Genomic DNA, 24,155 nt, shown 5'->3' with positions numbered 1-24,155 from the left:
GTGAGCCAACGATTACTATATATCATGCTCCGGATGAAGTGGCCTCGGGTGCCGCTATGATTGTCTGTCCCGGTGGTGGTTACAATATTTTAGCTTATGATTTGGAAGGTGATGAAGTCTGTGAATGGCTTAATAATCTTGGAATAACTGCGGTCTTACTTAAATACCGGGTTCCAAGACGGGAAGGACTGGAAAAACACGAAGCTCCTTTGCAAGATGTACAGCGTGCGATTGGTTATGTTCGAGCGAACGCTGAGAACTTGAATATAGATCCAAAGCGGATCGGTGTGATGGGATTCTCGGCTGGTGGCCATTTAGCTGCCATGGTTAGCAATAATTTTTTGAAACGTACTTATCCGGCTATTGATGCTACGGATAAAGTAAGTTGTCGTCCGGACTATTGTTTATTGGTTTATCCTGCTTATTTAGATGGAGAGAATTTCCAATTGGCACCAGAGTTAAAGGTTTCATCTGCCACACCTCCAACCATGTTAATTCAAGCGGAAGATGATAAATCTTATATCAACAGTAGTATTTTCTATTATTATGCCTTAAAGGAAGCTGGTGTTCCGGCATGGATGCATTTATATAGTCAAGGTGGCCATGGATATGGGTTACGAGATACGGGAGCGTCTGTAAATGAATGGCCGGATCGGGCTGAAGATTGGTTTCGTGAGATCGGTCTGATCGAATAGAACTCCAGATATCTTTTCTGGAGACTTGCGGAGTAGATTCTTAAATCGATTGCGCAATTTATTTATTACTAGTTTATTATTGATGGTAAACGTAGTAAAAGCGTAGTCTGGGAAAGCGTGTTCTATAGCATATCGTATCTTTGAAGTAGTGAGTTTATTGCTGTTTTCTGTTATTCGGGCTTTTTTTGAAGTAAAAAAGCTAAGTTATGAAATTCCTTAAAAGTTCAGTTTTATTTATTTCAATGGCATGTATAGTGCCTGTTTGTTCGATAGCGAGAGAAAAAAGTGAGAGAATCACAAGAGCTGAGATTGAACAGAAAAGTGCGGATGAATTTATAAATGGTCTGATGAGTCGAATGACCGTTGATGAGAAAATCGGCCAATTGAATCTTCCTAGTTATGGAAACGTAATGCCAAATCCTAAAAAGAGTGAGATAGCCAGTCGTATTGTACGAGGAGAGGTTGGTGGTATATTTAATATATTCGGTGTCGATGCGATCCGGCAGTTACAAGAAGTCGCGGTTAAAGAAAGTCGATTGGGGATTCCTATAATTGTTGGCGCTGATATTTGTAATGGTTATAAAACCGTTTTTCCCATTCCTCTAGGTCTTTCGTGTAGTTGGAAACCGGAGAATATAGAAGAGGTCGCTCGAATTTCCGCAAAGGAAGTTGGTGCTGATGGTATCTGTTGGACATATAGCCCGATGGTCGATATATCTCATGATGCCCGGTGGGGACGAGTAAAGGAAGGAGCGGGCGAGGATCCGTTTCTTGGAGGTATAATGGCTCAAGCATGGGTGCGTGGTTATCAAGGCAATGATTTATCGGCTGATACGACTCTTATGGCATGTGTAAAGCATTATGCGCTTTATGGAGCGGCCGAGGCTGGTCGGGATTATAATACGGTAGATATGAGCCGTGTGACTGCCATGAATTATTACATGCGTCCTTATCAGGCTGCTGTAGAAGCAGGAGTAGGAAGTATCATGACTTCATTCAACGAATTTGAAAGTATCCCCGCGACCGGAAATACTTGGCTTCTTAATGACGTATTGCGTAAACAATGGGGATTTAACGGCTTTGTCGTGTCTGATTTTACGGCAATAGCGGAGATGGTAAACCATGGAATAGGTAATCGTCAGGAAGTCGGAGTCAAGGCGCTAAAGGCGGGTGTCGATATGGATATGATAGCGGACTGTTATCATGCCGTATTAAAGAAATCATTGGAAGATGGGAAAATAACAGAGGCTGAGATTGACTCTGCTTGCCGGAGAATACTAATCGCAAAATACCAATTGGGATTGTTCCATGATCCATATAAATATTGTAATCCGAAAAGAGCCGCCAAAGAGTTCTTGTCGGTAAATAATGTATCTGCGGCCCGTCGTATTGCGGCGGAGTCTTTCGTGTTACTTAAAAATGATAATAATCTGCTTCCACTTAAAGGATGTCGTAAGGTCGCTGTAGTCGGTCCTTTAGCGGATAGCAAGGCGAATATGGCTGGATCGTGGAAATATGATGAGCAGACTAAATCTTATCATGGATTGGTAGAGGATTTACAGGAATCTTTGGGAAATGGAGTAGAGGTTGTTTTTGCAAAAGGCAGCAATCTAGTCGATGATCCCGTCTATGAAGCGAACTTTACGGATCAAAATCGTTCAACCCGGGATGATAGAAGCGATGAACAATTAATCGCCGAGGCCCTAAAAGTGGTGGAAAGCGCTGATGTGATTATCGCTGCTTTGGGTGAATCTATAGATATGAGTGGAGAAGGCGCTAGTAGAGCCATCCTTGAAATGCCGCAAACACAGAAAAAATTACTGGATGCTATCCAAAAGACAGGAAAGCCGATCGTAATGGTACTTTTTACCGGAAGACCTTTGGCATTACAATCCGAGGAAAAGCAGGTGAATGCGATCTTGAACGTATGGTTCGGTGGTACGGAAGCAGGAGCGGCTATTGCCGATGTCTTGACCGGAAAGGTTTCTCCGACAGGGAAGTTAACCATGTCTTTTCCTCGTGTAACAGGCCAATGTCCGATCTATTATAATCATAAGATGACAGGACGCCCTATGTCTCCCGATGCTTGGTACACTCGTTATGTCTCCAATTATATAGATGTGTTGAATGAGCCTCTTTATCCATTTGGTTACGGCTTGAGTTATACGACTTATACGTATGGCGATGTATCTTTGAATATGAATTCAATGGATGCAAATGGAAAAATTCAAGCATCCGTGATTGTTACCAATACCGGGGCTCAGGATGGAGAGGAAATCGTACAGCTTTATTTGCGTGATATCGTACGCAGCATAACCCCTCCGGTCCAAGAATTGAAAGGATTCAAGCGAGTTGCGTTAAAAGCGGGAGAAAGCAAGAAAGTAACCTTTGATATTGATGTGGATATGTTGAAATTCTATGATTCAACCTTAGATTATGTCGCTGAGCCGGGTGAGTTTCAGGTAATGATCGGTGGAAATAGTAAAGAGGTGAAAACAGCTTCGTTTACATTAAAATAATCCTAATCGGAAGGAATCAGTTATGGGTCTTTGCTAAATTCGAAATTATATGTATCTTTGCCAAAAGAAATATTACAAAACCATGGGGATGACCGGTTTTGACAGCGGGTAGAAGTGGTTTGTAAGCATGTAGTGCGTGGTTGGCTTGCACTTAAATCTCAGACAACGAACAATTAACTGGCGAAAATAATTACGCTCTCGCTGCTTAATCGAAGTATAGTAGATTCAAGCTTAATCCCTGCAAAAGTTGCGGGGACGTGACATCACCCGGATGCTGTGGCTCCGAAGCGTTCCGATCAGGTGGTGCAGCAATATCGGAGATAGTTTGAGATAAGCCTCGGGTCTCAGGCGAAACTTTAGAGGATAAGGGATGAGTGGGTGGCTTCGGTCTTGCTCTTCCCCGACAATGAAGGCGAAGATAAACATGTAGAAAGCAAATTAATTCCTCGTTTGGACGAGAGTTCGAATCTCTCCATCTCCACGGAATGAAAAAAGGTCTTACGGATTGCCCGTAAGGCCTTTTTTCATTCATTGTAAACCCATTTATAAGGAGGTGGCGGTACGTATGGACCAGCCTTTTGATGGGGTAATATATCAACCGATTTGACGATTACGTTATTACCTTTCTGGGTACAAACCAGACATTTTGAACGTAATTTCCTTTTAGCCATGTTGAAGACGATATTCGGATTGAAATGAACTCCGTTTATACGAGTCTCAAAATGTAAATGCTCGGTAGTAGCCCTGCCGGTACGTCCGGTTAAGGCGATCGGTTGTCCGGCGAGAACACGATCTCCGGGTTTAACCAAGTTCTTGGAGTTGTGGCTATAGATCGTTTCCAGTCCATTATAATGGCGAACAACGATAACGTTGCCATAGGCGGCGAATGGTTTCGCCATCCTGACAATACCATCGAAAGCAGACACGATCGTATCGTTGGCACAAGTTTTGATATCTACTCCGGAATGATGTCTTCTCCTTCCCCCGTAAGGAGAGATCACGTTTCCATTAGGAAGGGGAAATGCGTATTCCCCGGCGGGGATTAAGGATAAATCAATAATTTCCGTGTTATTCTCATCGAATAGCTTGGGGTCCTTGATCGCTATCTGGCTTTTATCACGGGGCGTAAAGGCTTCCGTGATATCTTTTCTAGGAGAATGACAAACCGCTAGCTCCGGAGCTTCCGGCAACATGAAATTGAAATCCACGACGGGAAGAGGAATATTTGCCGTAGGGAAATCCACAGTTTCGGGAGGGGCCGGGCGTGGAGCAGGCTTTTGCGTACGGCAAGACGCAAATAAAATTAGCGTAAGAATGAGTATTCCATTGTGTATTTTAGATGCCATTAGATATTGTTTTACCACAAAAGTATAAAAAAGCCTCTTTCAATGGCCTATATTTCCGATATGTTTATACTTCTTTTTATTCTTTGTGTTTTTTCTGATAGTTGAATTTGCCTACCTTTGTGAAGGTAAAATGGAGATATTATACGATGATTGAGGGGACTAGTTTGGCTCTTTGGTCAGAGAGGATGACGATATTGTATTTGCTGGTATTTCTCTAAACTGAAAACGACCAATTTAAAGTACACAGAGAAATAGACAATGCGAATACACCTGTATTTGGTGTGTTCCTTTGCCTTATTTCTGTTGTGTACAAGGCATTTGGTCGTGCCGCAGTTTGACGGGTTTAAGGTAAAGTGTAACACACCTTTTCTCAGATGTGGGTTTATTTATGAGATAAGATTACCTTAAAAACGGCTTTTGTATATGAAAGAACAAAAGGAGATACATATCGGTTCGTTAATAAAAGAGAAAATGGAAGAGCGGGGACTTTCGGTTTCCGATTTTGCCCATGCGTTGCATTATGAACGTACCAATATTTATAAGATATTTAAGCGAAGCAGTATTGATGTGGATTTGTTACTGCGTATATCGGAAGTCTTAGCCTATGATTTCTTGCGGGAGGTGTATTTAGCGGACGAACCCCGACGATATTCAATCACTATAGAAGCGGACAAGGAAGATATAGAGGAGATCCGTAAATGGCTGTTAGAGAAAAGGCGTGAATAAGTTTCACGCTTTCGTGAAATAAGATCACGGTCGATATAAGACCGGTCACTTTGATTGTTTCTACATTTGACCGTCTCGATGTTTCATCATAACATTAGAGAAATAGGTTAAATCAAGGCCGTGCTCTTCTTGTTCCGTATGTGAATATAGGCAGGAAGAAAGCGGCCACTTTTTTCTTCTGTGTACGTGCACAATTCGATTATTTCCTTTATATTTGTCGATAAACAACGAATTGTTAACATTTCTAATATGAAAGTTCTAAAGACTGCCCTGCTATTCCTGATGTGCGTATCTTTCTCCTTCTCCTGTAAGGAAGGAGTAAAGGAAGTAAGGGTGCTGAAACTGGCACACGGATTGTCCCCCAGCCATTCCGTCCATTTAGGATTGCTCTATATGAACGAGCGTCTGAAAGAGTTGTCCGGAGGAAAGATGAGCATGGACATTTATTCTTCCGCTCAATTGGGGTCCGAAAATCAATGTATAGAGTTGCTTCAAATAGGAAGTCTCGATATCACGAAAGTTTCCTCCGCTGCGTTGGAAGGATTTGCCGATCCGTTTAAGGTATTTGGCATACCTTATCTATTCCGTTCCCGTGAGCAGTTTTTCGAGGTGTTGGATGGCTCGGTAGGTAAACAGATATTGGGATCAACGGAACCTTATTGGTTTAGGGGACTCGCTTATTTTGACTCGGGGGCCCGTAGCTTTTATACGGTAAACAAGCAGATTCGTACTCCCGAGGATCTGAAAGGACTGAAGATCCGTGTGCAAAAGAGCCCGATAGCCGTGGAGATGATGAAGACATTCGGTGGTTCGGCTACTCCCGTGGATTGGGGTGAATTGTATACGGCCTTACAAAGTAATGTCGTGGATGGAGCCGAGAATAATACGCCTTCCGTGACAACAGCGTTCCATCATGAGGTGGTAAAATACTATTCAGTCAATGAGCACACGATGTGTCCGGACGTGATCATCATTAGCTTGGCTACTTGGCAGAAGCTGACGGAACAAGAACGTAATTGGCTGCGACAGGCCGCTGACGCCGCCGCTATTTATCAACGGAAACTTTGGGCGGAGCAAGAGAAGCAATCGCTTGAGGAGATGGAAGCGCATGGCGTAGAGATTATTTACCCGGATAAGCAGCCGTTTATGGATGCCGCCGCCCCGATGATCGAGCGGTTTAAGAATGATCCGGTTTTTCATGATTTAATAGATCAAATACAGAATACCCATGAGAAAGATAATTGATAAAGGATTGGAGCTATCGTTGATTTTCTTGATGGCTTTCTTGGTCGTGGATGTGCTATGGCAGGTGTTAAGCCGGTATATTCTGGTTTCCCCGAGTTCCGTGACGGATGAATTGGCTGGATATTTATTGATCTGGGTGGGATTGCTGGGGGCCGCTTATGTATCCGGTAAAAATGAGCATCTAGCGATCGATTTATTGCTTCAACATATGCGTCCTTCCCGCAGGAAGCTCTTGCGATTGTTTATCTTCTTGATCGTATTTTTATTCGCTGTATTTGTATTGATCGTAGGAGGGGCTTGGCTGGTATACACTCGTTTTCATTTGGGAGTTACTTCGGCTTCCTTAGAGATTAATTTAGGATATGTGTATTTGGCATTGCCGCTAGGGGGATTGCTTACCGCTTATTATGCGATAGATAACGCGATCACCTTATTTCGTTCCTCTAATTCTTAAAAGACTGATGATGTGGATATTATAGGTATACTTGTATTAGTGATAAGTTTCTTTTTCCTGCTGGTGGTCGGGGTTCCGGTAGCGTATAGCATCGGTGTGGCGGGTATATTGACGATGCTCGTGAATATAGACTCGCTTCCCGCCCTTACGACTTATGCGATGCGTATGGCTTCGGGTCTGGACAGTTTCGCTCTGTTGGCGATCCCGTTTTTTATATTGGCGGGGAATATCATGAATAGCGGAGGTATCGCCTTGCGCTTGATCGATTTCGCTAAAGTGCTGGTCGGACGGTTGCCCGGAGGACTGGCGGTAGTCAATGTCGTGGCGAATATGTTATTCGGGGCGATCAGTGGCTCTGCCGCCGCCGCTGCCTCTGCTATCGGGAGTATCATGACGCCGGAGATGAAAAAGGCCGGTTACGATCCGAATTTCAGTGCCGCCGTAAATATCTCTTCCGCCACTACCGGCATGACGATACCTCCGAGTAATGTCTTGATCGTTTACTCCTTGGCGAGTGGTGGAGTCTCTGTATCCGCCTTGTTTATGGCTGGTTATCTACCGGGAATTCTTACGGGAGTGGCGATCATGATCGTAGCCGCTATGTTTGCCGCACGGAAGGGGTATCCGGTTGGCGTACGTGTTCCGTTCTCGGAGGCGACAAGGGTATTTTTCAGGGCAATCCCTAGTTTGATGCTATTGGTGATCGTGATCGGAGGAATCTTGGCGGGACTGTTTACGGCTACCGAGGCTTCGGCGATCGCTGTATTGTATGCGTTAATCCTCTCTTTTATCTATAAAGAACTTACTTGGGCTAAATTGCCGCAAGTGTTATTGCGATCGGCCAAGACTACGGCTATCGTCCTTCTTTTGGTGGCGACCTGTACGGGTTTATCTTGGATCATGAGTTATGAGAATATTCCTCAGACGGTAAGTGCCGCTCTGCTGAGCATAAGCGACAATCCGGTGGTCATCTTGATACTTATCAACGTGATCCTATTGATTGTCGGGATCTTTATGGACATGACGCCCGCTGTCTTGATCTTTACCCCGATCTTCCTGCCGATAGCGACGGGGCAATTGGGGATGGACCCGGTACATTTCGGGATCATGATGGTATTGAACCTTTGTGTGGGATTGTGTACGCCACCGGTGGGTTCGGTATTGTTTATCGGATGTAGCGTAGCGGGGACAAAGATCGATCAGGTGATCCGTCCGTTGCTGCCGATGTTCGCGGCGATGGTTATCGTCTTGTTCTTGGTGGCCTTCTTGCCGGATTTAAGTTTATTGATTCCCCGGTTGTTCGGTTTGTGATGTTCCCCCATAGGGGCGAGGTAGCCTTGTGCTATAAATAGGGCAGTACTCTGTACGAAGTATTCCAGTACTTACGTGCTGAGTACCGCAATACTTCGTACAGAGTACTGTAGTACTTTAGCCACAGTACTGCGGTACTTCGTACACAGTACTGTGCTAACTGTAAGACGCTGTCTTTTTAATGTCCTTTGAACAGGGATAAGGCGATACCCATCTCCAATCCCCGTAGCTCGGCCAGACCCCGTAAACGTCCGATGCAGGAGTAGCCCGGGTTGGTTTTCTTCTTTAGGTCGTCTATCATTTGATGTCCATGATCCGGTCGCATGGCGATGGAGCATTGGCGGCGTTGCTGCAATTCCAGTAAGGCTTTCATGACACCGTACATATCCACATCGCCCTCCAGATGGTTCGCCTCGAAGAAATTACCCTCCGAGTCTCGTTGCGTGCTGCGGAAATGAACGAAATCGATCCGATCCCCGTAACGTTCCATGATCCCGGCCAAGTCGTTATCACTTCTGACACCGAAAGAACCTGTGCATAGGCAAAGCCCGTTGCTAGGATTCGGCACGGCCTCTATTAACTTCCGGAAATCATCTTCCGTGCTCAAGATACGGGGAAGCCCGAGAATGGAATAGGGGGGATCATCCGGATGGATAACGAGCTTGACACCGGCCTCGTCCGCCACGGGAGCCATTTCCCGTAAGAAATAGATCAGGTTCGAGCGAAGTCTCTCCGCGTCGATATCTTTATAACGGTCTAACGCTTCCCTGAACTGCTCGATCGTAAAAGTCTCTTCCGAGCCGGGTAGTCCGGCGATCATATTGCGAACCAACAGCTGGCGGTCTTCCTCGCTCATAGCGTCATAGCGTGCCTTGGCTTTCGCCTTGTCCGCCTCCGTATATTCGACTTCCGCCGCCGGTCGTTTCAATATAAATAAGTCGAACGCCATAAAAGCCGCATGTTCAAAGCGCAAGGCTTTGGAACCATCCGGCATCGTATAAGCCAAATCGGTACGAGTCCAGTCCAATACCGGCATGAAGTTGTAAGTAACTACCCGGATATCGCAAGCTCCCAGATTACGGATGCTTTGTTTGTAGTTCTCTATATAGGTTTGAAAATCCCCGGTTTGCGTCTTGATATGCTCGTGTACGGGCACACTCTCAACCACACTCCACCGTAATCCGGCGGATTCGATCAAGGCTTTCCGCTTTTGAATCTCTTCCGTAGTCCAAACTTCCCCGTTCGGGATATGGTGCAACGCATTTACGATACCGGTGGCACCCGCCTGACGGATGTCCCAAAGGCTGACAGGATCATTCGGTCCGTACCAACGCCAAGTTTGCTCACATAGATACATAATGAATAATTTTTAAATTTATCAATGTGCCAATATACCAATGCGGTTTGATGCATGGCTGGTTGGCACATTGGCACATTATTTAGATGGAGAAAGCGTCGAAACCTCCGTCTATGGGGATCACGGTACCGGTTACGAATGCGGAGGCGTCGCTCGCCAGCCATTGTAAAGTACCGAGTAACTCCTCCGGTTTTCCTAAGCGGCGGAACGGCGTGTGCGCGACGATCGTGTTGCAACGATCACTAGGTGATCCATCCGGATTGCTCATCAATGCCCGGTTCTGCTCGGTAAGGAAGAATCCCGGTGCCATGGCGTTCACTCGCAGGCCCTCTCCGAATTTAATCGCCAGCTCCCCGGCCATGTATTGCGTGAAATTGTTGATAGCGGCTTTCGCACATCCATAGCCAACCACACGAGTCAATGGGCGTAGGGACGATTCGGACGAGATATTAATAATGCTTCCTTTCCCTTGCCCCACCATGACCTCGGCGAAGACCATTGTCGGCAGTACGGTCCCGAATAAGTTCAGGTCCACGACCGTCCGGAAAGCATCGATATCCAGATCAAAGATCGTCTTGTCGGGAGGAATCGTCGCTCCGGCTTGGTTGCCACCCGCCAAATTGACTAAAACATCAATCTTCCCATATGCTTTCAATATCTCTTGCTTGTTTTGCTCCAGCAAGGCTTTATCCAGTACGTTTGAAACCAAGAATAAGGCCTCGCCCCCTTCCGCTTTAATCTCATTGACCAAGGCAGATCCTTTTTGCTCGTTTCGTCCGAGGATTACGACATACGCGCCTTCTCTCGCCAAGTGTTTGGCCATGCAGGCTCCTAATATACCATAGCCTCCGGTCAACAAAATCACTTTCTCTTTTACGCTAAATAAGGAGTTCATCAGATATAATTATTGTAGTATTGTATATTTTCCTTTACCAAGATATCGATCGGCATATAATTGACAGGCTCAATTTTCTCCTTAAGGATCAAATACCTGAAAAGTGCCTTGATACAATGATATCCTTGTACCTCCGGTCGCTGGGCGATCAAATGCGTGATCAAGCCGTTTTCCAGATAACGGACATTCGGTTCTATCACATCGTAGCCAAGAAGCTTGAAAGGATAGTCCGGCCGTTCGCTACTTAGATAATCTCCAAGGAAATGGGCCCTCGAATTAAAGATGATACCGATTCTTACTTGAGGATATTTGTCGAAGAAAGTATTCAGTAGTCTCGTATTCTCTTCTCGGTCATCCGCGTGCACATGCAGCAAATGAATCTTTCCCTTGAATGAGGTATTGGCGAGATAATCCCGGAATCCTTCCTCTCGCTTCTGCACTTGCGTAGAACATGAATCCCCCTTACGGGTGAAACGGAAAATCACTAGATCGTCCTCTTCACGGATTTGCTCGAATAAAAGGCGTCCCGCTATATACCCCGAATCATATGAATGCGTTCCGTAGTAAGAGATACAATTCGTGTGGTCGATAAAAGAATCGATTAATATATAAGGAATACCTTTCTGGTCTAGCCGCTGGGTCAAGGTCAAGACACTTTGCTTGAATAATGTAGCGATGATAACCCCTTGGCAATCCGCGGTCTCAATCTTCGGGATTAATTCGTCGAAACTGTTGCTATCGTATTGGTCAAAATAGATTTGCTCGACATCTATATTATAGCTAAACAATTCCCGTTCCGCTTTCTCGATCCCTTGGCTTAGTTTCGCCCAGTATTCCCCTTCATGGAAAGAAGGGATCAAAGCGATGAAATGATATTTTTTCTTCAACGCTAAAGAACGGGCTATCAAATTTGGTTGATAGTCAATTTCTTTTAAGACTTTCTCCACCTTTTTCCGTGCGTCCTCCGATACCTTTCCCCGCTCATGTAAAATGCGGTCTACCGTACCGGTTGATACGCCGGATAATTCGGCGATATCTTTTATCCTGTAATTTTTATTCATGGTATAGATTGTAGTGTGTATTCGTCCTCTCTGCTTATTCGAGTATTTGAAGAGGAGTGTTCAATTTACGGAAAACGTAGCCATACATCATATAGATAAGAGGAACGGCGACGAAAATTCCGATACCGAACAAAATACATCCTAATATCAAGATCCCGATCATAACCAACGCCAGAATGAACAGAGGCAATACTTGTCCTTTCGTTATCTCCCAGCTTTTATGCAAAGACTCGATAATCCCGGCGTTTTCCTCGATAATAAAGGCTTGGAAGAACTGAAGGCGCAATGCCAGATAAATACCGGGGATGATAAAAAATAAGAAACCCGCCAATACGACAAATCCCGTGATAAGACTCGCTAGAAAGTAGGTGATGATATTCTTTGTCTGTTGTCCATATGCGGAAAACTGAGGTTCTTCCCCATCCAACGCCTGAAATATATTTTTCATATATCCTAAGGAGAAAATAATGGAGAATAACGCGCTGATCACGTTTACGATGATTTTACCGATAATAGAACTTTGCATGGGCATCGCGAACGCTGTCAGCGTGAAAGACAAGATACAATATCCGATTAATAATCCGGCTAATATCCATAGCTGCGACTTCGTTCCCTTCCATGCGGTACTGAATACTTCTGATATTATAAATTTAGGCTCCATAATATATAATATTTGTTTATTGTGTGTGGACACAAATGTAAAATATATTGTTGAAAAAAACAATTTTATTTTCGTTTGAAACCAAAAGAGATGTATTTCAACAGGCGCTTCCTTTTAAGTGCTATTAATTTAGGTGAAAAAGATAAGTAGGAAACAGAAATCGTGTAAAAAGTTTCTACATTTGTAGGATGAAACGACGAGTAAAGACCCTATTGTGTGAATAGATGTAAAAGATCTCCACTTGGGTTAGAAAGAGAAGGTAACTGAAAAACAGCCTTGAATATATAATTATATACAAATATGGATAAACGAATGCTGAAAATTACGATTACTCAGTTAAGGCAGATCGCATTGTTTGCGGTTGGTATGTCTTTATTAACTGCCTGTGGAAACAGTCAGAGTGGTATGAAATTAGGGGATGCTGAGTTCGCTGTGATGGCGGTCAATTCAACGACTAGCGACCAAACAACATCCTATCCGGCTACCATCAAAGGTACGCAGGATATCGAAGTCCGTCCTCAAGTTTCTGGATTTATCGTGAAATTATGTGTGGATGAGGGAGCTACGGTTCGTAAAGGACAGGCGTTGTTCCAAATTGATCCTACGCAGTACGCTGCCGCGGTAGGTCAGGCTAAGGCCGCGGTAGAGATGGCGAAGGCAAACGTAAGCACTTTAACATTGACCGAGAAGAATAAGAAAACTTTGTTTGATCAGAAAATCATCAGTGATTTCGAGTATCAGACTGCCGTGAACCAGCTGATGTCGGCAAAAGCGAGCTTGGCGCAGGCGGAGGCTCAATTGGTTAGCGCTAACCAGAACTTGTCTTTCTGTACGGTTACAAGTCCCTCGAACGGTGTTGTCGGTACATTCCCGTATCGTGTAGGTAGCTTGGTAAGCGCTTCGATCGCTCAACCGCTGACTACCGTATCTGAGATCGGTGATATGTATGTGTATTTCTCTATGACGGAAAAGGAGCTATTGGCATTGACGAAAGCCGGTGGTACCTTGAAAGAGCAATTAGAGAAGATGCCGGCCGTAAGACTGCAATTGGCGGATGGCTCTACGTACCATCATGAGGGTAAGATTGATGCCGTGAGCGGTGTTATCGATCAATCTACCGGTTCTGTAAGCATGCGTGCTATTTTCTCTAACGAGGGAAATGTCTTACGAAGCGGTGGTACTGGTAATATTATCTTCCCATATACGATGAACGATATCATTACGATCCCTCAATCGGCTACCGTGGAGATCCAGGATAAGAAATTCGTATTTGTATTGCAGCCTGATAATACCGTGAAGAATACCGAGATCAAGGTTTCCAATTTGAATGATGGCAAAAATTATTTAGTGACGGGAGGCTTGAAGTCCGGTGATAAGATTGTCGTGGAAGGCGTACAGATCTTGAAAGACGGCCAGGAAATCCAGCCGATTACTCGTGAGCAGCAAAAGGCAAAGTACGATCAGGCCTTGAAAGACCAGCATGACGGTAATTTGCAGACTGCTTTTAATTAATAGGTATATAGAATAAGACAAATATTCGCTTTTGTCGAGTAAAAACGAAAGATATGAAATTAGATAGATTTATAAACCGCCCGGTGCTCTCCACGGTGATTTCCATCTTGATTGTCATCTTGGGTTTCCTAGGCTTGATTTCCTTGCCGGTTACCCAATATCCGGATATCGCCCCTCCAACCGTTTCGGTAAGGGCAACTTATACGGGTGCCAATGCGCAAACGGTATTGAATAGTGTGATCGCGCCTTTGGAAGACCAGATCAATGGTGTTGAGAACATGATGTATATGAGTTCCAATGCCTCTAATAATGGTTCTGCGGATATCTCCATTTATTTTAAGCAAGGAACGGACCCGGATATGGCGGCTGTCAATGTGCAGAACCGTGTATCTATGGCACAAGGTTTGTTGCCTGCCGAGGTAACGCAGATTGGTGTGACGACCCAGAAACGTCAGAACTCAATGTTGTTGGTTTTCTCCGTATACGCGGAAGATGATCGTTATGACTCAGAGTTTCTTGAGAATTACGCAAAGATTAACTTGATCCCGGAAGTCCAGCGTGTGCCGGGTGTCGGTGATGCCAACGTGTTGGGTACGGACTACTCCATGCGTATTTGGTTGAAGCCGGATGTGATGGCCCAATATAAATTAAGTCCGAGCGACGTAACCGTTGCCTTGTCTGAACAGAACGTAGAGGCCGCTCCGGGTTCGTTCGGCGAACAAGGAAATCAGTCTTTCCAATATACGATCCGCTATAAAGGACGTTTGCAAGAGGCTAATGAGTTTGAGCAGATTGTTGTAAAGGCTTTGCCGGATGGTGAGGTCTTGCGTTTGAAAGATATCGCCGATATCGAGTTGGGGCGTTTGACTTACAACTTTATCAACCGTGTAAATGGTCACGACGCCGTTACCTGTATCGTTTACCAGATGCCGGGAACCAACGCTACGGAAACAATTAGTAACATTGAAACCTTGCTGGAGGAAACTCAGTTGACAATGCCTCCCGGAATGAAGGTGAATATTTCCATGAATGCCAATGACTTCTTGTTCGCTTCTATCCATGAGGTAATCAAGACTTTGTTGGAGGCGTTCGTATTGGTGTTTATCGTGGTATATGTGTTCTTGCAGGATTTGCGTTCTACGTTGATTCCGGCTATCGCTATCCCGGTTGCCTTGATCGGTACCTTCTTTATGTTATCCTTGATCGGATTTAGTATCAACTTGTTGACTCTTTGTGCTATGGTGCTTGCCATCGCTATTGTGGTCGATGATGCGATCGTCGTCGTCGAGGGTGTCCATGCCAAGTTGGACCAAGGGTACAAGTCGGCGAAACTCGCTTCTATCGATGCCATGAGTGAGTTGGGTGGCGCTATCGTCTCCATTACGTTGGTCATGATGTCCGTGTTTATTCCCGTAAGTTTCATGGGAGGTACGGCCGGTACGTTCTATCGCCAGTTCGGTCTGACGATGGCGATCGCTATCGGTTTGTCCGCTTTGAACGCCTTGACATTGAGTCCCGCCTTGTGTGCGATATTCCTGAAACCACACGATACGGAACATAAGGAAAAGAAAACGACCTTCGTTTCCCGATTCCATACTTCGTTTAATGCGGCTTATGATTCTTTGTTGGCTAAATACAAGAAAAGTATCGTATTCTTCATTCAGAAAAAATGGCTTTCATTCGGTATTGTTGCCGCATGTATTGCGTTATTGGTGTTCTTGATGCAGGTTACTCCTACAGGCATGGTGCCGAACGAGGACACGGGTACGATTATGGGTGCTGTTACGTTACCCCCGGGAACTTCCCAGGAGCGTACCTTTGAGGTAATGAATAAGGTGGATAGCTTGATCGCTGCCGATCCGGCCGTTGAGTCTCGTACGGCGGTTGTCGGTTTTAGTTTCATCGGTGGTCAGGGACCTTCTTACGGTTCATTCATCATCAAGCTGAAAGATTGGGAGGAGCGTTCTATGATGCAAAATTCCGATATCGTATATGGTAGCTTGTTCATGCGTGCCCAAAAGATCGTAAAGGACGCTCAGGTATTGTTCTTTACGCCTCCTATGATCCCCGGTTACTCAGCGTCCAGTGATATTGAGTTGAATATGCAGGATAAGACCGGAGGTAATTTGGATCGTTTCTTTGATATCTCCAAGGAATATATGGCCGCTTTGACGGCACGTCCGGAGATCAAGTCCGCTCAAACTACGTTTAACCCGAACTTCCCGCAATACGAGATCGATATCGACGCTGCCGCTTGTAAGAAAGCCGGTATCAGTCCGAAGGACATCTTGTCTACCTTGCAGGGATATTATGGTGGTTTATATGCCTCTAACTTCAACCGTTTCGGTAAGATGTACCGTGTAATGGTGCAAGCGGATCCCGATTTGCGTAAGAATATGGAGTCCATGAAGAACATCAAGGTAAAGAGCGGTAACGATATGGCTCCGATTTCCCAGTTCATTACGATGAAGAAGGTATATGGCCCGGATATCATCAGCCGTTTCAATATGTATACCGCCATCAAGGTCATGGTTGCCCCGGCGGATGGTTATACCAGTGGTCAGGCGTTGAAAGCGATTGACGAGGTGGCTAAGACAACGCTTCCGGCAGGTTTCGACTATGAGTTAGGTGGTATGGCACGTGAGGAGGCAAGTACGAGTGGCAGTACGACGGCTTTGATCTTCTTGTTGTGTTTCGTATTCGTTTACTTGCTGTTGAGCGCGCAGTATGAGAGTTACATCCTTCCTTTGTCCGTATTGCTCTCCGTGCCGTTCGGTTTGATGGGTAGCTTTTTGTTCGTCCAAGGTTGGGCCGCTTTGGGAAATATCCCGGCGTTGAAGATGATCGTAGGAACCATGTCTAACAATATCTATATGCAGATCGCCTTGATCATGTTGGTAGGTTTGTTGGCGAAGAACGCTATCTTGATCGTAGAGTTCGCTTTGGAACGTCGTCGTATGGGTATGAGTATCACATGGGCTGCCGTATTAGGAGCCGCCGCCCGTTTGCGTCCGATCTTGATGACCTCATTGGCGATGGTGGTCGGATTGTTGCCTATGATGTTCGCGTTCGGAGTAGGAGCGCACGGTAACCGTACATTGGGTACAGCGGCTATCGGCGGTATGTTCATCGGTATGATCTTCCAGATCTTTATTGTTCCGGTTTTGTTCGTGGTATTCCAGTACTTACAGGAGAAATTCAAGCCGATCGAATGGGAAGATTTGGATAACAGCGATATGAGTACGGAAATAGAACAGTACGCTAAAATAAAATAAGAGATGACAATGAAGAAACAAATTATATATATGGTATGTGCGACTGCTTTGTTAAGCAGTTGCCATATCTATAAGGCATACGAGCGTCCGGATTCCATCGATGCGACGGGAATTTATCGTGATCCGGTTTCCGAGACTGATACATTAGCCTCCGCGGATACGACCAATATGGGAAACCTTCCTTGGAAGGAAGTTTTTCGTGATCCGAAGTTACAGGCGTTAATTGAGGAGGGATTAGCTAATAATGTAGATATGCAGGCAGCCGTTCTTCGGGTAGAGGAAGCGAAAGTATTGTTGACTTCCGCCCGTCTGTCTTTCTTGCCTTCTATTAATTTCGCTCCCCAAGGGACGATTACATCGATTGGAAATAGCGAATACGTAAAGGCTTACTCAACGCCTTTGGCCGCTAGCTGGGAGGTTGACCTATTCGGAAAGCTCTTGAACGCGAGCCGTGGCCAAAAAGCCTCCTACTTACAGAGCCAGTATTCAAGACAGGCCGTGCGCTCTCAATTGATCGGTGGTATAGCGAATACTTATTATACCTTGTTGATGCTTGATCGGCAGGTGGAAATTACCGCTAAGACGGTTGATATCTATAAAGAGAATGTTCGTGTCATGGAGGCTATGAAGATAGCGGGTATGGCTACCGAGGCTGCCGTGACGCAAATGCGTGCCGCTTACCATCAGGTTTCCGGCTCGTTGATCGAGTTGGAGAGCCAGGTGCGTAGCGTGGAAAACTCATTGTCCGTGTTATTGGCTAAGGCCCCTCAACAGATTGATCGGGGTACTTTGGAGGAACAAGTAATGCCGGAGGATATCATGGTGGGTGTGCCTTTGCAATTGTTAGAGAATCGTCCGGACGTGAAGATCGCGGAGATGACACTTGCTAGTGCCTATTATACGACGAACAAAGCCCGTGCCGCTTTTTATCCGGGATTGAATATCACGGCGACAGCGGGCTGGACGAATGGTTCAGGCATCTCTGTCGCCAATCCGGGCCAATTTATGTTTCAAGCTTTGGCTTCGTTGGCCCAACCGATCTTCAACAATGGTAAGTTGGTCGCTAACTTGAAGGTATCGAAGGCAGAAGAGAAGATCGCTCAAATGAATTATCAGCAGACAATTCTGGAAGCAGGTAAGGAGGTGAGTGATGCTTTACATCAGTATGATGCCACGAGCAAGAAGCTTGTCCAAGATAGAGCGCAGATCGAGCAGCTAGAGAAAGCGGTGGCTTATACCAGCGCCTTGTTCCAGTCGGCTCAATCTACTTATTTGGAAATCCTTTCCGCACAGCAGAGCCTCTTGAGCGCTCAGTTGACGGAAGTATCCGACAATGTGCAACGTATGCAAGCGGTTGTCAGTTTATACAGTGCCATCGGTGGTGGTAGAGAATAATAACCTTTAAATGTAGTAAAGTTATGATTAGTCCATTAGCATATGTAGATTCAAGCGCAAAGATCGGGAAGAACGTTACGATTCATCCTTTTGCGTACATTGATAAGAACGTGGAGATCGGGGATGATTGCGAGATCATGCCTCATGCCAGCTTGATGAGCGGTACACGCATGGGAAATCGCAACCGTGTATTTAACGGAGCTGTTATCGCTGCTGAGCCTCAGGATTTCTTTTATAAGGGAGGTGATACGATCGCCGTAATCGGAGATGACAACGTGATTCGTGAGAATGTGGTGATTAACCGTTCCTCGACAGCGGAAGGACGTACTAGTATCGGTAATGGTAATTTCTTGCATGAGGGGGTACATGTTTCTCATGATACGCGGATCGGAAATCGTAGTGTATTCGGCTATGGTAGTAAGATTTCCGGAAATTGCATCTTGGAAGATTACGTGATCTTCGGAGGCAATGTGTTGATGAGCCAAGGATCCCGGGTTGGGGCTTGGGCGATGATTCAAACCGGCTGTCGTTTCCGTAAGGATATCCCTCCTTTTATCGTAGCGGCAAAGGAGCCTACCACGTATTATGGCGTGAACTCTTTCATCATGTCTCATGAGGGATTCAGTGAAAAGGTTATCAAGCACATCAGTCATGCGTACCGGATCATCTTCCAAGGAAACAGCAGCCTTACGGATGCCTTGTTAATGATCAAGGATCAGGTTCCGATGAGTAAGGAGATCCAACATATTATAGATTTCGTTGGTGAGTCTAAATTAGGTATTGTCAAATAAATACCAATAACAAACGATAGGTAAAAGCCGAAGGAAATCATTTCCTCCGGCTTTTTTTATATAATGGAAGGACGGTTTGGTTAATAATGTTTGTTAAATAATGGTAAACGTGCAGCATTTGTCTCTTTTTAAGTGTCTTACTAATAAGACAACACGCAATGAAATCCAATAAAGGAGGTTTAATATGAAAAAGTCATTTTTATTATATCTTATCATGTCTGTATTTCTCATCGGTTATTGCGCTTGCGATAATGATGAGGAAAATTTTGATACGGCTACTACCGGACAAGTGATCAAAGTCCCGGATGATATCAAATCTTTTAATTCAGTTACAAAAGAAATCGTTTTCGAGAAGAATATTTCTATCAAGCAAGACGTGCTAGGCAATGAGAAGGTTGAATTCCGGATAGCTGGAAACGGTCACTTCACGGTAGGCAGTATCTCTTCGATAAGTTCCGTTATCTATAATGCCCCAGTCTTATTAGGGGATTATCAGAGATATTATTTATATGATGGATATCCTGTTGTAGATGTTCTACAAAATGAGGTAAGTAACCAAGAGGAAAGGGACGAAAACATGCAAAAGATAGAGAAAGCTTGGAGCAACTTCCTGAAAGTATTGAATGAGGCTGGAAAGTTGAAGTAGTGATTACCGGTTTGGGATGAAACGAATAAACTTAGTGAAGCTCGTATTGAACTAGTGAAGGCTTTTCATATTCAAACAAAAACTGTACTTTTGTCATAAATGCTTTACCGTGATCTTTTGAAATAAATCAATGGAGATACGTATGTATCTTCAAAGATTGAAAAATACGAATATTATCTTCGTTCCGTCGTAACTGTCCGTATCCACATAAAAAGAAAGAGGCCAACCCCGAAGGATCAGCCTCTTTTATCGCTTTAATAGAAATTCAAATTAAAGTGCACCCACTTCTTTCAAAGCCTCGTTAGTCTTATGAACAGCGGCAGCGCTCTTAGCGAACAACTCTTTCTCTTCAGCTGTCAATTCCAACTCAACGATCTTCTCGATACCGTTCTTGCCAAGGATAACAGGAACACCGATGCAAAGATCAGATTCACCGTACTCACCTTCCAAGTAAACAGAGCAAGGAACCATCTTACCTTGGTTGTGAATGATAGACTCAACAACAAATGCTCCAGCAGCACCCGGTGCATACCAAGCAGAAGTACCTAACAATTTAGTTAATGTAGCGCCACCAACCATTGTGGAAGCAACAACCTCTTGCAATTTCTCTGCGCTTAACAATTGGCTAACAGGGATACCTTTGTAAGTAGCCAAGCGAGCCAACGGAATCATTGTAGTGTCACCGTGACCACCGATTACCATACCCTCAACCTCGTTAGCGTTACAGCCTAGAGCCTGAGATAAGAAATATTTGAAACGAGAGCTATCCAAAGCACCACCCATACCGATGATACGGTTCTTCGGCAAGCCTAAAGACTTCAATGACAAATAAGTCATTGTATCCATCGGGTTAGAGATAACTACCAAGATTGCGTTCGGAGAGTATTTCAAGATGTTTTGAGCTACGCTCTTAACGATACCAGCGTTAACACCGATCAGTTCTTCGCGAGTCATACCCGGTTTACGAGGAATACCAGAAGTGATAACTACAACGTCAGAGTTAGCTGTCTTCTCATAATCGTTTGTGCAACCTACAACCTTAGTATCGAAACCTAGCAATTGAGCGGTCTGCATCATATCCATCGCTTTACCTTCGGATACGCCTTCCTTTACGTCTAGCATTACAACTTCGTCTGCCACTTCATTGAAGGCAAGAACATTTGCGCAAGTAGCGCCTACATTTCCGGCACCAACAACTGTTACTTTTGACATAATAAATAAGTTTTAGTATGTTATTACTTAATAATACGCTATGTTTTTTAACGATGGCAAAGGTACAATCTATTACGGAATAAAGAAATATTTCCGTATATATTTTTGAGGGACATTATTAAATATCGCTAAAGCCTTGTCGAGGCTTCTTGACAACTTGGTACGCTTTTATTTTTAAGATCTTGAGGAAATGTTGTATCTTGGGTGCGAACAAAACTAAACCGAGGGAAGTTTTATTTATATGGGTTATTAATCTTAAATCCAACGTACTTATGAAAGTTTTTATATATATCCGAAAAGTCCTGTTTTTGTTTCTGTGCGGGGCCTTGTCTTTCTCTTACGGCTACGGTCAGGAGCTGCCGCTTCTGCCGGATACGATCAAGCCTCTCTTGTCGGACTCCAATTTGATAGATGAGTTGATCACTGTCGGATATGCTACGGGCAATCGTAGTACTTTATCCGGTTCCGTAAACCGGGTGAATGAAGGGGGGATGAATGAGGGATTGATCTCTACACCCTTGGACGCTCTTCGGGGAAGGGTGTCCGGCGTTAGTATCCCGGTTGGAGGAAATAGCGCCGCTGCCTTGGCTGCCGTCCGGGTCCGGGGTACAACTTCCTTGACGGGAGGTAATGATCCGTTGGTGATTATTGATGGGGTTTTTGCCGATCTTAATTTGCTTAGCTCGATCTATCCGGCGGATATCGAGAACTTCACGATCTTGAAAGATGCCTCGGAGACTGCTCAATATGGTTCTCGTGGTGCTTCCGGTGTTATCGAGGTAACGACAAAGAAAGGGCGGCAGGGAGCTTTTAGTATCAGTTATGATGGGAGTTTCGGTGTGGAGGCGGCTTATAAAAGTTTGGATATGTTATCGGCGAATGGTTTCCGGAAACTGGCGGAGGAACGTAATATCGGTATTTTAGATTTAGGGAATAATACGGACTTTCAGGATGAGATTACCCGGTTGGGGTTGGTGCAGAATCATCATATCGCTTTTGGGGGTGGTTCGGAGACTTCCAGTTATCGTGCCTCCTTGGGATTTGTGGAAAGGGAAGGGGTTATCCGAAATACGAACTCACGTAATTTTACGACCAAGTTGAATATTACGCAGCATGCGTTCAATGATCTTCTGGTCTTTGATTTAGGCATATTTGGTTCCTTGCTAAAAAATGCTTATTTAAATGATGTACAGAAGATGTTCTATTCCGCCGCTACTTTCAACCCGACATTTCCGAATCATAAGAATATGGAGACGGGTAGCTGGGATCAAATAACCAACGCTAGCCAGATCACGAATCCTTTGGCTTGGTTGGAGGTGAAGGATGATGATTCGAATGCTCATATAAATACGCACTTAAAACTGGTTTTTAACTTGAGTAAGCATTTAATGTTTACGGCTTTCGGTTCGTATACCTATAATGTAATAGATAACGCCCAATACCTCCCTACTTCGGTTTGGGCGCATGGGCAGGCTTATCGGGGGGAGCGGAAAACAGAATCTTTATTAGGAGATTTCATGTTGGCCTATAAAAAAGACTTTGGTTTGCATCAACTAAATGTATTGGGATTGGCAGAAGCTCAGAAAATGATAACGAGAGGTTTTTATACGACTGCGACGAATTTCAGTACCGATCGTTTTGGTTATGATAATTTACAGGCAGGTGCGGTACGTTTATGGGAGGGGACCGGTTCTTACTATGAGGCTCCTCATCTGGCTTCTTTCCTTGGACGTGTGAATTATATTTATGATGGAAAGTATATCGCTACCGTGAATGCCCGTGCGGATGCCTCTTCGAAAGTGGGGGCCAATAATAAATGGGGTTTTTTCCCTTCGGCTTCTGTCGCTTGGGTGTTGACCGAAGAGGAGTTTATGGAAGGTGTCTCGTGGGTAAGGAATTTAAAGATTCGTTCGGGATATGGCCTTTCCGGTAATCAAGACGCGATCGATTCTTACAATTCTTTGCGATTGATGAAGCCTAATGGGGTTGTTTCCGTAAATGGTGCGCCCACCGTTACCTTGGGTACGATCCGTAATGCGAATCCGGACTTGAAATGGGAGGTAAAACGTACGTTCAATGCCGGTATCGATGCCGGGTTTTTCGACAATCGTTTTATTCTTGCCGTAGATTATTATAATTCCAAGACGGATGATATGTTGTATTTATACGATGTAAGCGTTCCGCCTTTCGCTTATAATAAAATGTTGGCGAATCTGGGATCGATGCGAAATAGTGGCGTGGAATTGGGTATTGGCGTCACGCCCTTGCGTACGAAAGATATGGAATTGAATATAAACGTAAACGTAACTTTCCAACGGAATAAATTGCTCTCCTTGAGCGGTTACTATAAAGGGGAATATATGTCCGCCCCGGAATATACTAGCATCTCGGATTTAAATGGGGCTGGTTTCCATGGAGGGTATAATCATATCGTTTATCAAATGGTCGGACAGCCTTTGGGTGTTTTTTATTTACCGAAATGTACAGGTTTGGTTTCCGATGGGAATGGCGGCTATAAGTATGAGATTGAGGACTTGAATGGAAACGGGGTGAGTTTGGAGGATGGTGAGGATCGTTATATTGCGGGACAAGCCATGCCGAAAACACTTTTAGGCTCTAATATCAGTTTCCGGTATAAACAATTCGATCTATCAGTACAGATTAACGGAGCCTTTGGGCATAAGATTTATAATGGAACATCGCTAACTTATATGAATATGGATATATTCCCGGATTATAACGTGTTGCGAGAAGCTCCATCCCTGAATATTCAAGATCAGACGGCTACGGATTATTGGTTGGAGAAAGGGGATTATATCAATTTTGATTATTTGACGTTGGGTTGGAACGTGCCTCTGGGTAATTTAAGGAAATATGTAAGAAACGTACGGCTTTCGGTTTCCGTAAATAATTTGGCGACAATTACAGGTTATTCGGGATTGACTCCGATGATAAATAGCTCTATCGTAAATAATACGTTAGGTATAGACGATAAGCGATCTTATCCGGTGGTTCGTTCCTATACGATGGGGTTGAGTTTTAATTTTTAAAAAG

Annotated in this window: 18 protein-coding genes and 1 other RNA gene (1 of these 19 only partly in view); 13 read left to right on the top strand and 6 right to left on the bottom strand. The window is 44.5% G+C overall.

Features of this window, described 5'->3' with window-relative positions:
- The 3 genes from DW033_RS12165 to ssrA form a co-directional block, all read left to right on the top strand.
- Nucleotides 1–695, top strand: the 3' portion of a protein-coding gene (locus tag DW033_RS12165) for an alpha/beta hydrolase (protein WP_005865072.1). It extends 187 nt beyond the left edge of the window; 695 of the gene's 882 nt are visible here — the last part of the coding sequence; its start codon lies beyond the left edge, outside the window; it ends in the stop codon at nt 693–695.
- A gap of 206 nt (nt 696–901) precedes the next feature.
- On the top strand, nt 902–3,214 hold the full coding sequence (bglX, locus tag DW033_RS12160; protein WP_122382774.1) for a beta-glucosidase BglX: 2,313 nt from the start codon (nt 902–904) through the stop codon (nt 3,212–3,214).
- Nucleotides 3,215–3,298: 84 nt separating this feature from the next.
- Nucleotides 3,299–3,698, top strand: a transfer-messenger RNA (tmRNA) gene (gene ssrA, locus DW033_RS12155).
- Between the two features lie 40 nt (nt 3,699–3,738).
- Here ssrA and DW033_RS12150 read toward each other — a convergent pair.
- Nucleotides 3,739–4,560: a M23 family metallopeptidase gene (locus DW033_RS12150; protein WP_008771615.1), complete on the bottom strand. Its 822-nt coding sequence runs from the start codon at nt 4,558–4,560 to the stop codon at nt 3,739–3,741.
- Between the two features lie 423 nt (nt 4,561–4,983).
- Between DW033_RS12150 and DW033_RS12145 the strand changes: the two genes are divergently transcribed.
- The 4 genes from DW033_RS12145 to DW033_RS12130 all read left to right on the top strand — a co-directional run bounded on the left by DW033_RS12145 (nt 4,984) and on the right by DW033_RS12130 (nt 8,296).
- Nucleotides 4,984–5,286, top strand: a complete 303-nt coding sequence (locus DW033_RS12145; RefSeq protein WP_005865121.1) for a helix-turn-helix domain-containing protein — start codon at nt 4,984–4,986, stop codon at nt 5,284–5,286.
- A 249-nt stretch (nt 5,287–5,535) separates the two neighbouring features.
- Nucleotides 5,536–6,531, top strand: coding sequence for a TRAP transporter substrate-binding protein (locus DW033_RS12140; RefSeq protein WP_057329376.1), 996 nt, complete (start codon nt 5,536–5,538; stop codon nt 6,529–6,531).
- The gene (locus DW033_RS12135) at nt 6,515–6,985 is read left to right on the top strand and encodes a TRAP transporter small permease (protein ID WP_048927709.1); all 471 of its coding nucleotides are present in this window, start codon (nt 6,515–6,517) and stop codon (nt 6,983–6,985) included. The genes DW033_RS12140 and DW033_RS12135 overlap by 17 nt, the downstream gene beginning before the upstream one ends.
- Nucleotides 6,986–6,997: 12 nt before the next feature.
- The gene (locus tag DW033_RS12130) at nt 6,998–8,296 is read left to right on the top strand and encodes a TRAP transporter large permease (protein WP_008780864.1); all 1,299 of its coding nucleotides are present in this window, start codon (nt 6,998–7,000) and stop codon (nt 8,294–8,296) included.
- Between the two features lie 178 nt (nt 8,297–8,474).
- On the opposite strand, the gene uxuA is transcribed toward DW033_RS12130, so the two are convergent.
- The 4 genes from uxuA to DW033_RS12110 all read right to left on the bottom strand — a co-directional run bounded on the left by uxuA (nt 8,475) and on the right by DW033_RS12110 (nt 12,270).
- Complete coding sequence (gene uxuA / locus DW033_RS12125) at nt 8,475–9,653, bottom strand: mannonate dehydratase (protein WP_048927710.1); 1,179 nt, start codon at nt 9,651–9,653, stop codon at nt 8,475–8,477.
- 82 nt (nt 9,654–9,735) lie between these two features.
- Nucleotides 9,736–10,548, bottom strand: coding sequence for an SDR family oxidoreductase (locus DW033_RS12120; protein ID WP_005855387.1), 813 nt, complete (start codon nt 10,546–10,548; stop codon nt 9,736–9,738).
- Nucleotides 10,548–11,609: a LacI family DNA-binding transcriptional regulator gene (locus DW033_RS12115; protein ID WP_122382773.1), complete on the bottom strand. Its 1,062-nt coding sequence runs from the start codon at nt 11,607–11,609 to the stop codon at nt 10,548–10,550. The genes DW033_RS12120 and DW033_RS12115 overlap by 1 nt, the downstream gene beginning before the upstream one ends.
- A gap of 34 nt (nt 11,610–11,643) precedes the next feature.
- Nucleotides 11,644–12,270 (bottom strand): hypothetical protein, encoded by a 627-nt coding sequence (locus DW033_RS12110; protein WP_008780866.1) that lies wholly within the window; start codon nt 12,268–12,270, stop codon nt 11,644–11,646.
- 300 nt (nt 12,271–12,570) lie between these two features.
- Between DW033_RS12110 and DW033_RS12105 the strand changes: the two genes are divergently transcribed.
- The 5 genes from DW033_RS12105 to DW033_RS12085 all read left to right on the top strand — a co-directional run bounded on the left by DW033_RS12105 (nt 12,571) and on the right by DW033_RS12085 (nt 19,889).
- Nucleotides 12,571–13,782: an efflux RND transporter periplasmic adaptor subunit gene (locus DW033_RS12105; protein WP_008771622.1), complete on the top strand. Its 1,212-nt coding sequence runs from the start codon at nt 12,571–12,573 to the stop codon at nt 13,780–13,782.
- Between the two features lie 53 nt (nt 13,783–13,835).
- Nucleotides 13,836–17,057 (top strand): efflux RND transporter permease subunit, encoded by a 3,222-nt coding sequence (locus DW033_RS12100; protein ID WP_048927712.1) that lies wholly within the window; start codon nt 13,836–13,838, stop codon nt 17,055–17,057.
- A 3-nt stretch (nt 17,058–17,060) separates the two neighbouring features.
- Nucleotides 17,061–18,452, top strand: coding sequence for a TolC family protein (locus tag DW033_RS12095; RefSeq protein WP_005865140.1), 1,392 nt, complete (start codon nt 17,061–17,063; stop codon nt 18,450–18,452).
- Between the two features lie 23 nt (nt 18,453–18,475).
- Nucleotides 18,476–19,243: an acyl-ACP--UDP-N-acetylglucosamine O-acyltransferase gene (lpxA, locus tag DW033_RS12090; RefSeq protein WP_022193086.1), complete on the top strand. Its 768-nt coding sequence runs from the start codon at nt 18,476–18,478 to the stop codon at nt 19,241–19,243.
- Between the two features lie 184 nt (nt 19,244–19,427).
- Nucleotides 19,428–19,889: a hypothetical protein gene (locus DW033_RS12085; protein ID WP_022193087.1), complete on the top strand. Its 462-nt coding sequence runs from the start codon at nt 19,428–19,430 to the stop codon at nt 19,887–19,889.
- 270 nt (nt 19,890–20,159) lie between these two features.
- Here the strand turns inward: DW033_RS12085 and mdh are convergent, their stop codons facing one another.
- A complete protein-coding gene (gene mdh / locus DW033_RS12080; protein WP_048927713.1) occupies nt 20,160–21,101 on the bottom strand; it encodes a malate dehydrogenase in 942 nt (313 codons plus the stop codon).
- 272 nt (nt 21,102–21,373) lie between these two features.
- Here mdh and DW033_RS12075 point away from each other — a divergent pair, with 272 nt between their 5' ends.
- On the top strand, nt 21,374–24,151 hold the full coding sequence (locus tag DW033_RS12075) for a SusC/RagA family TonB-linked outer membrane protein (RefSeq protein WP_048927714.1): 2,778 nt from the start codon (nt 21,374–21,376) through the stop codon (nt 24,149–24,151).
- Nucleotides 24,152–24,155: the final 4 nt, after the last annotated feature.

Origin of the sequence: Parabacteroides sp. AF39-10AC (assembly GCF_003635405.1) — a bacterium.
GTDB classification, from domain to species: domain Bacteria; phylum Bacteroidota; class Bacteroidia; order Bacteroidales; family Tannerellaceae; genus Parabacteroides; species Parabacteroides distasonis.
This window is presented reverse-complemented; position numbering and strand designations above follow the sequence as displayed.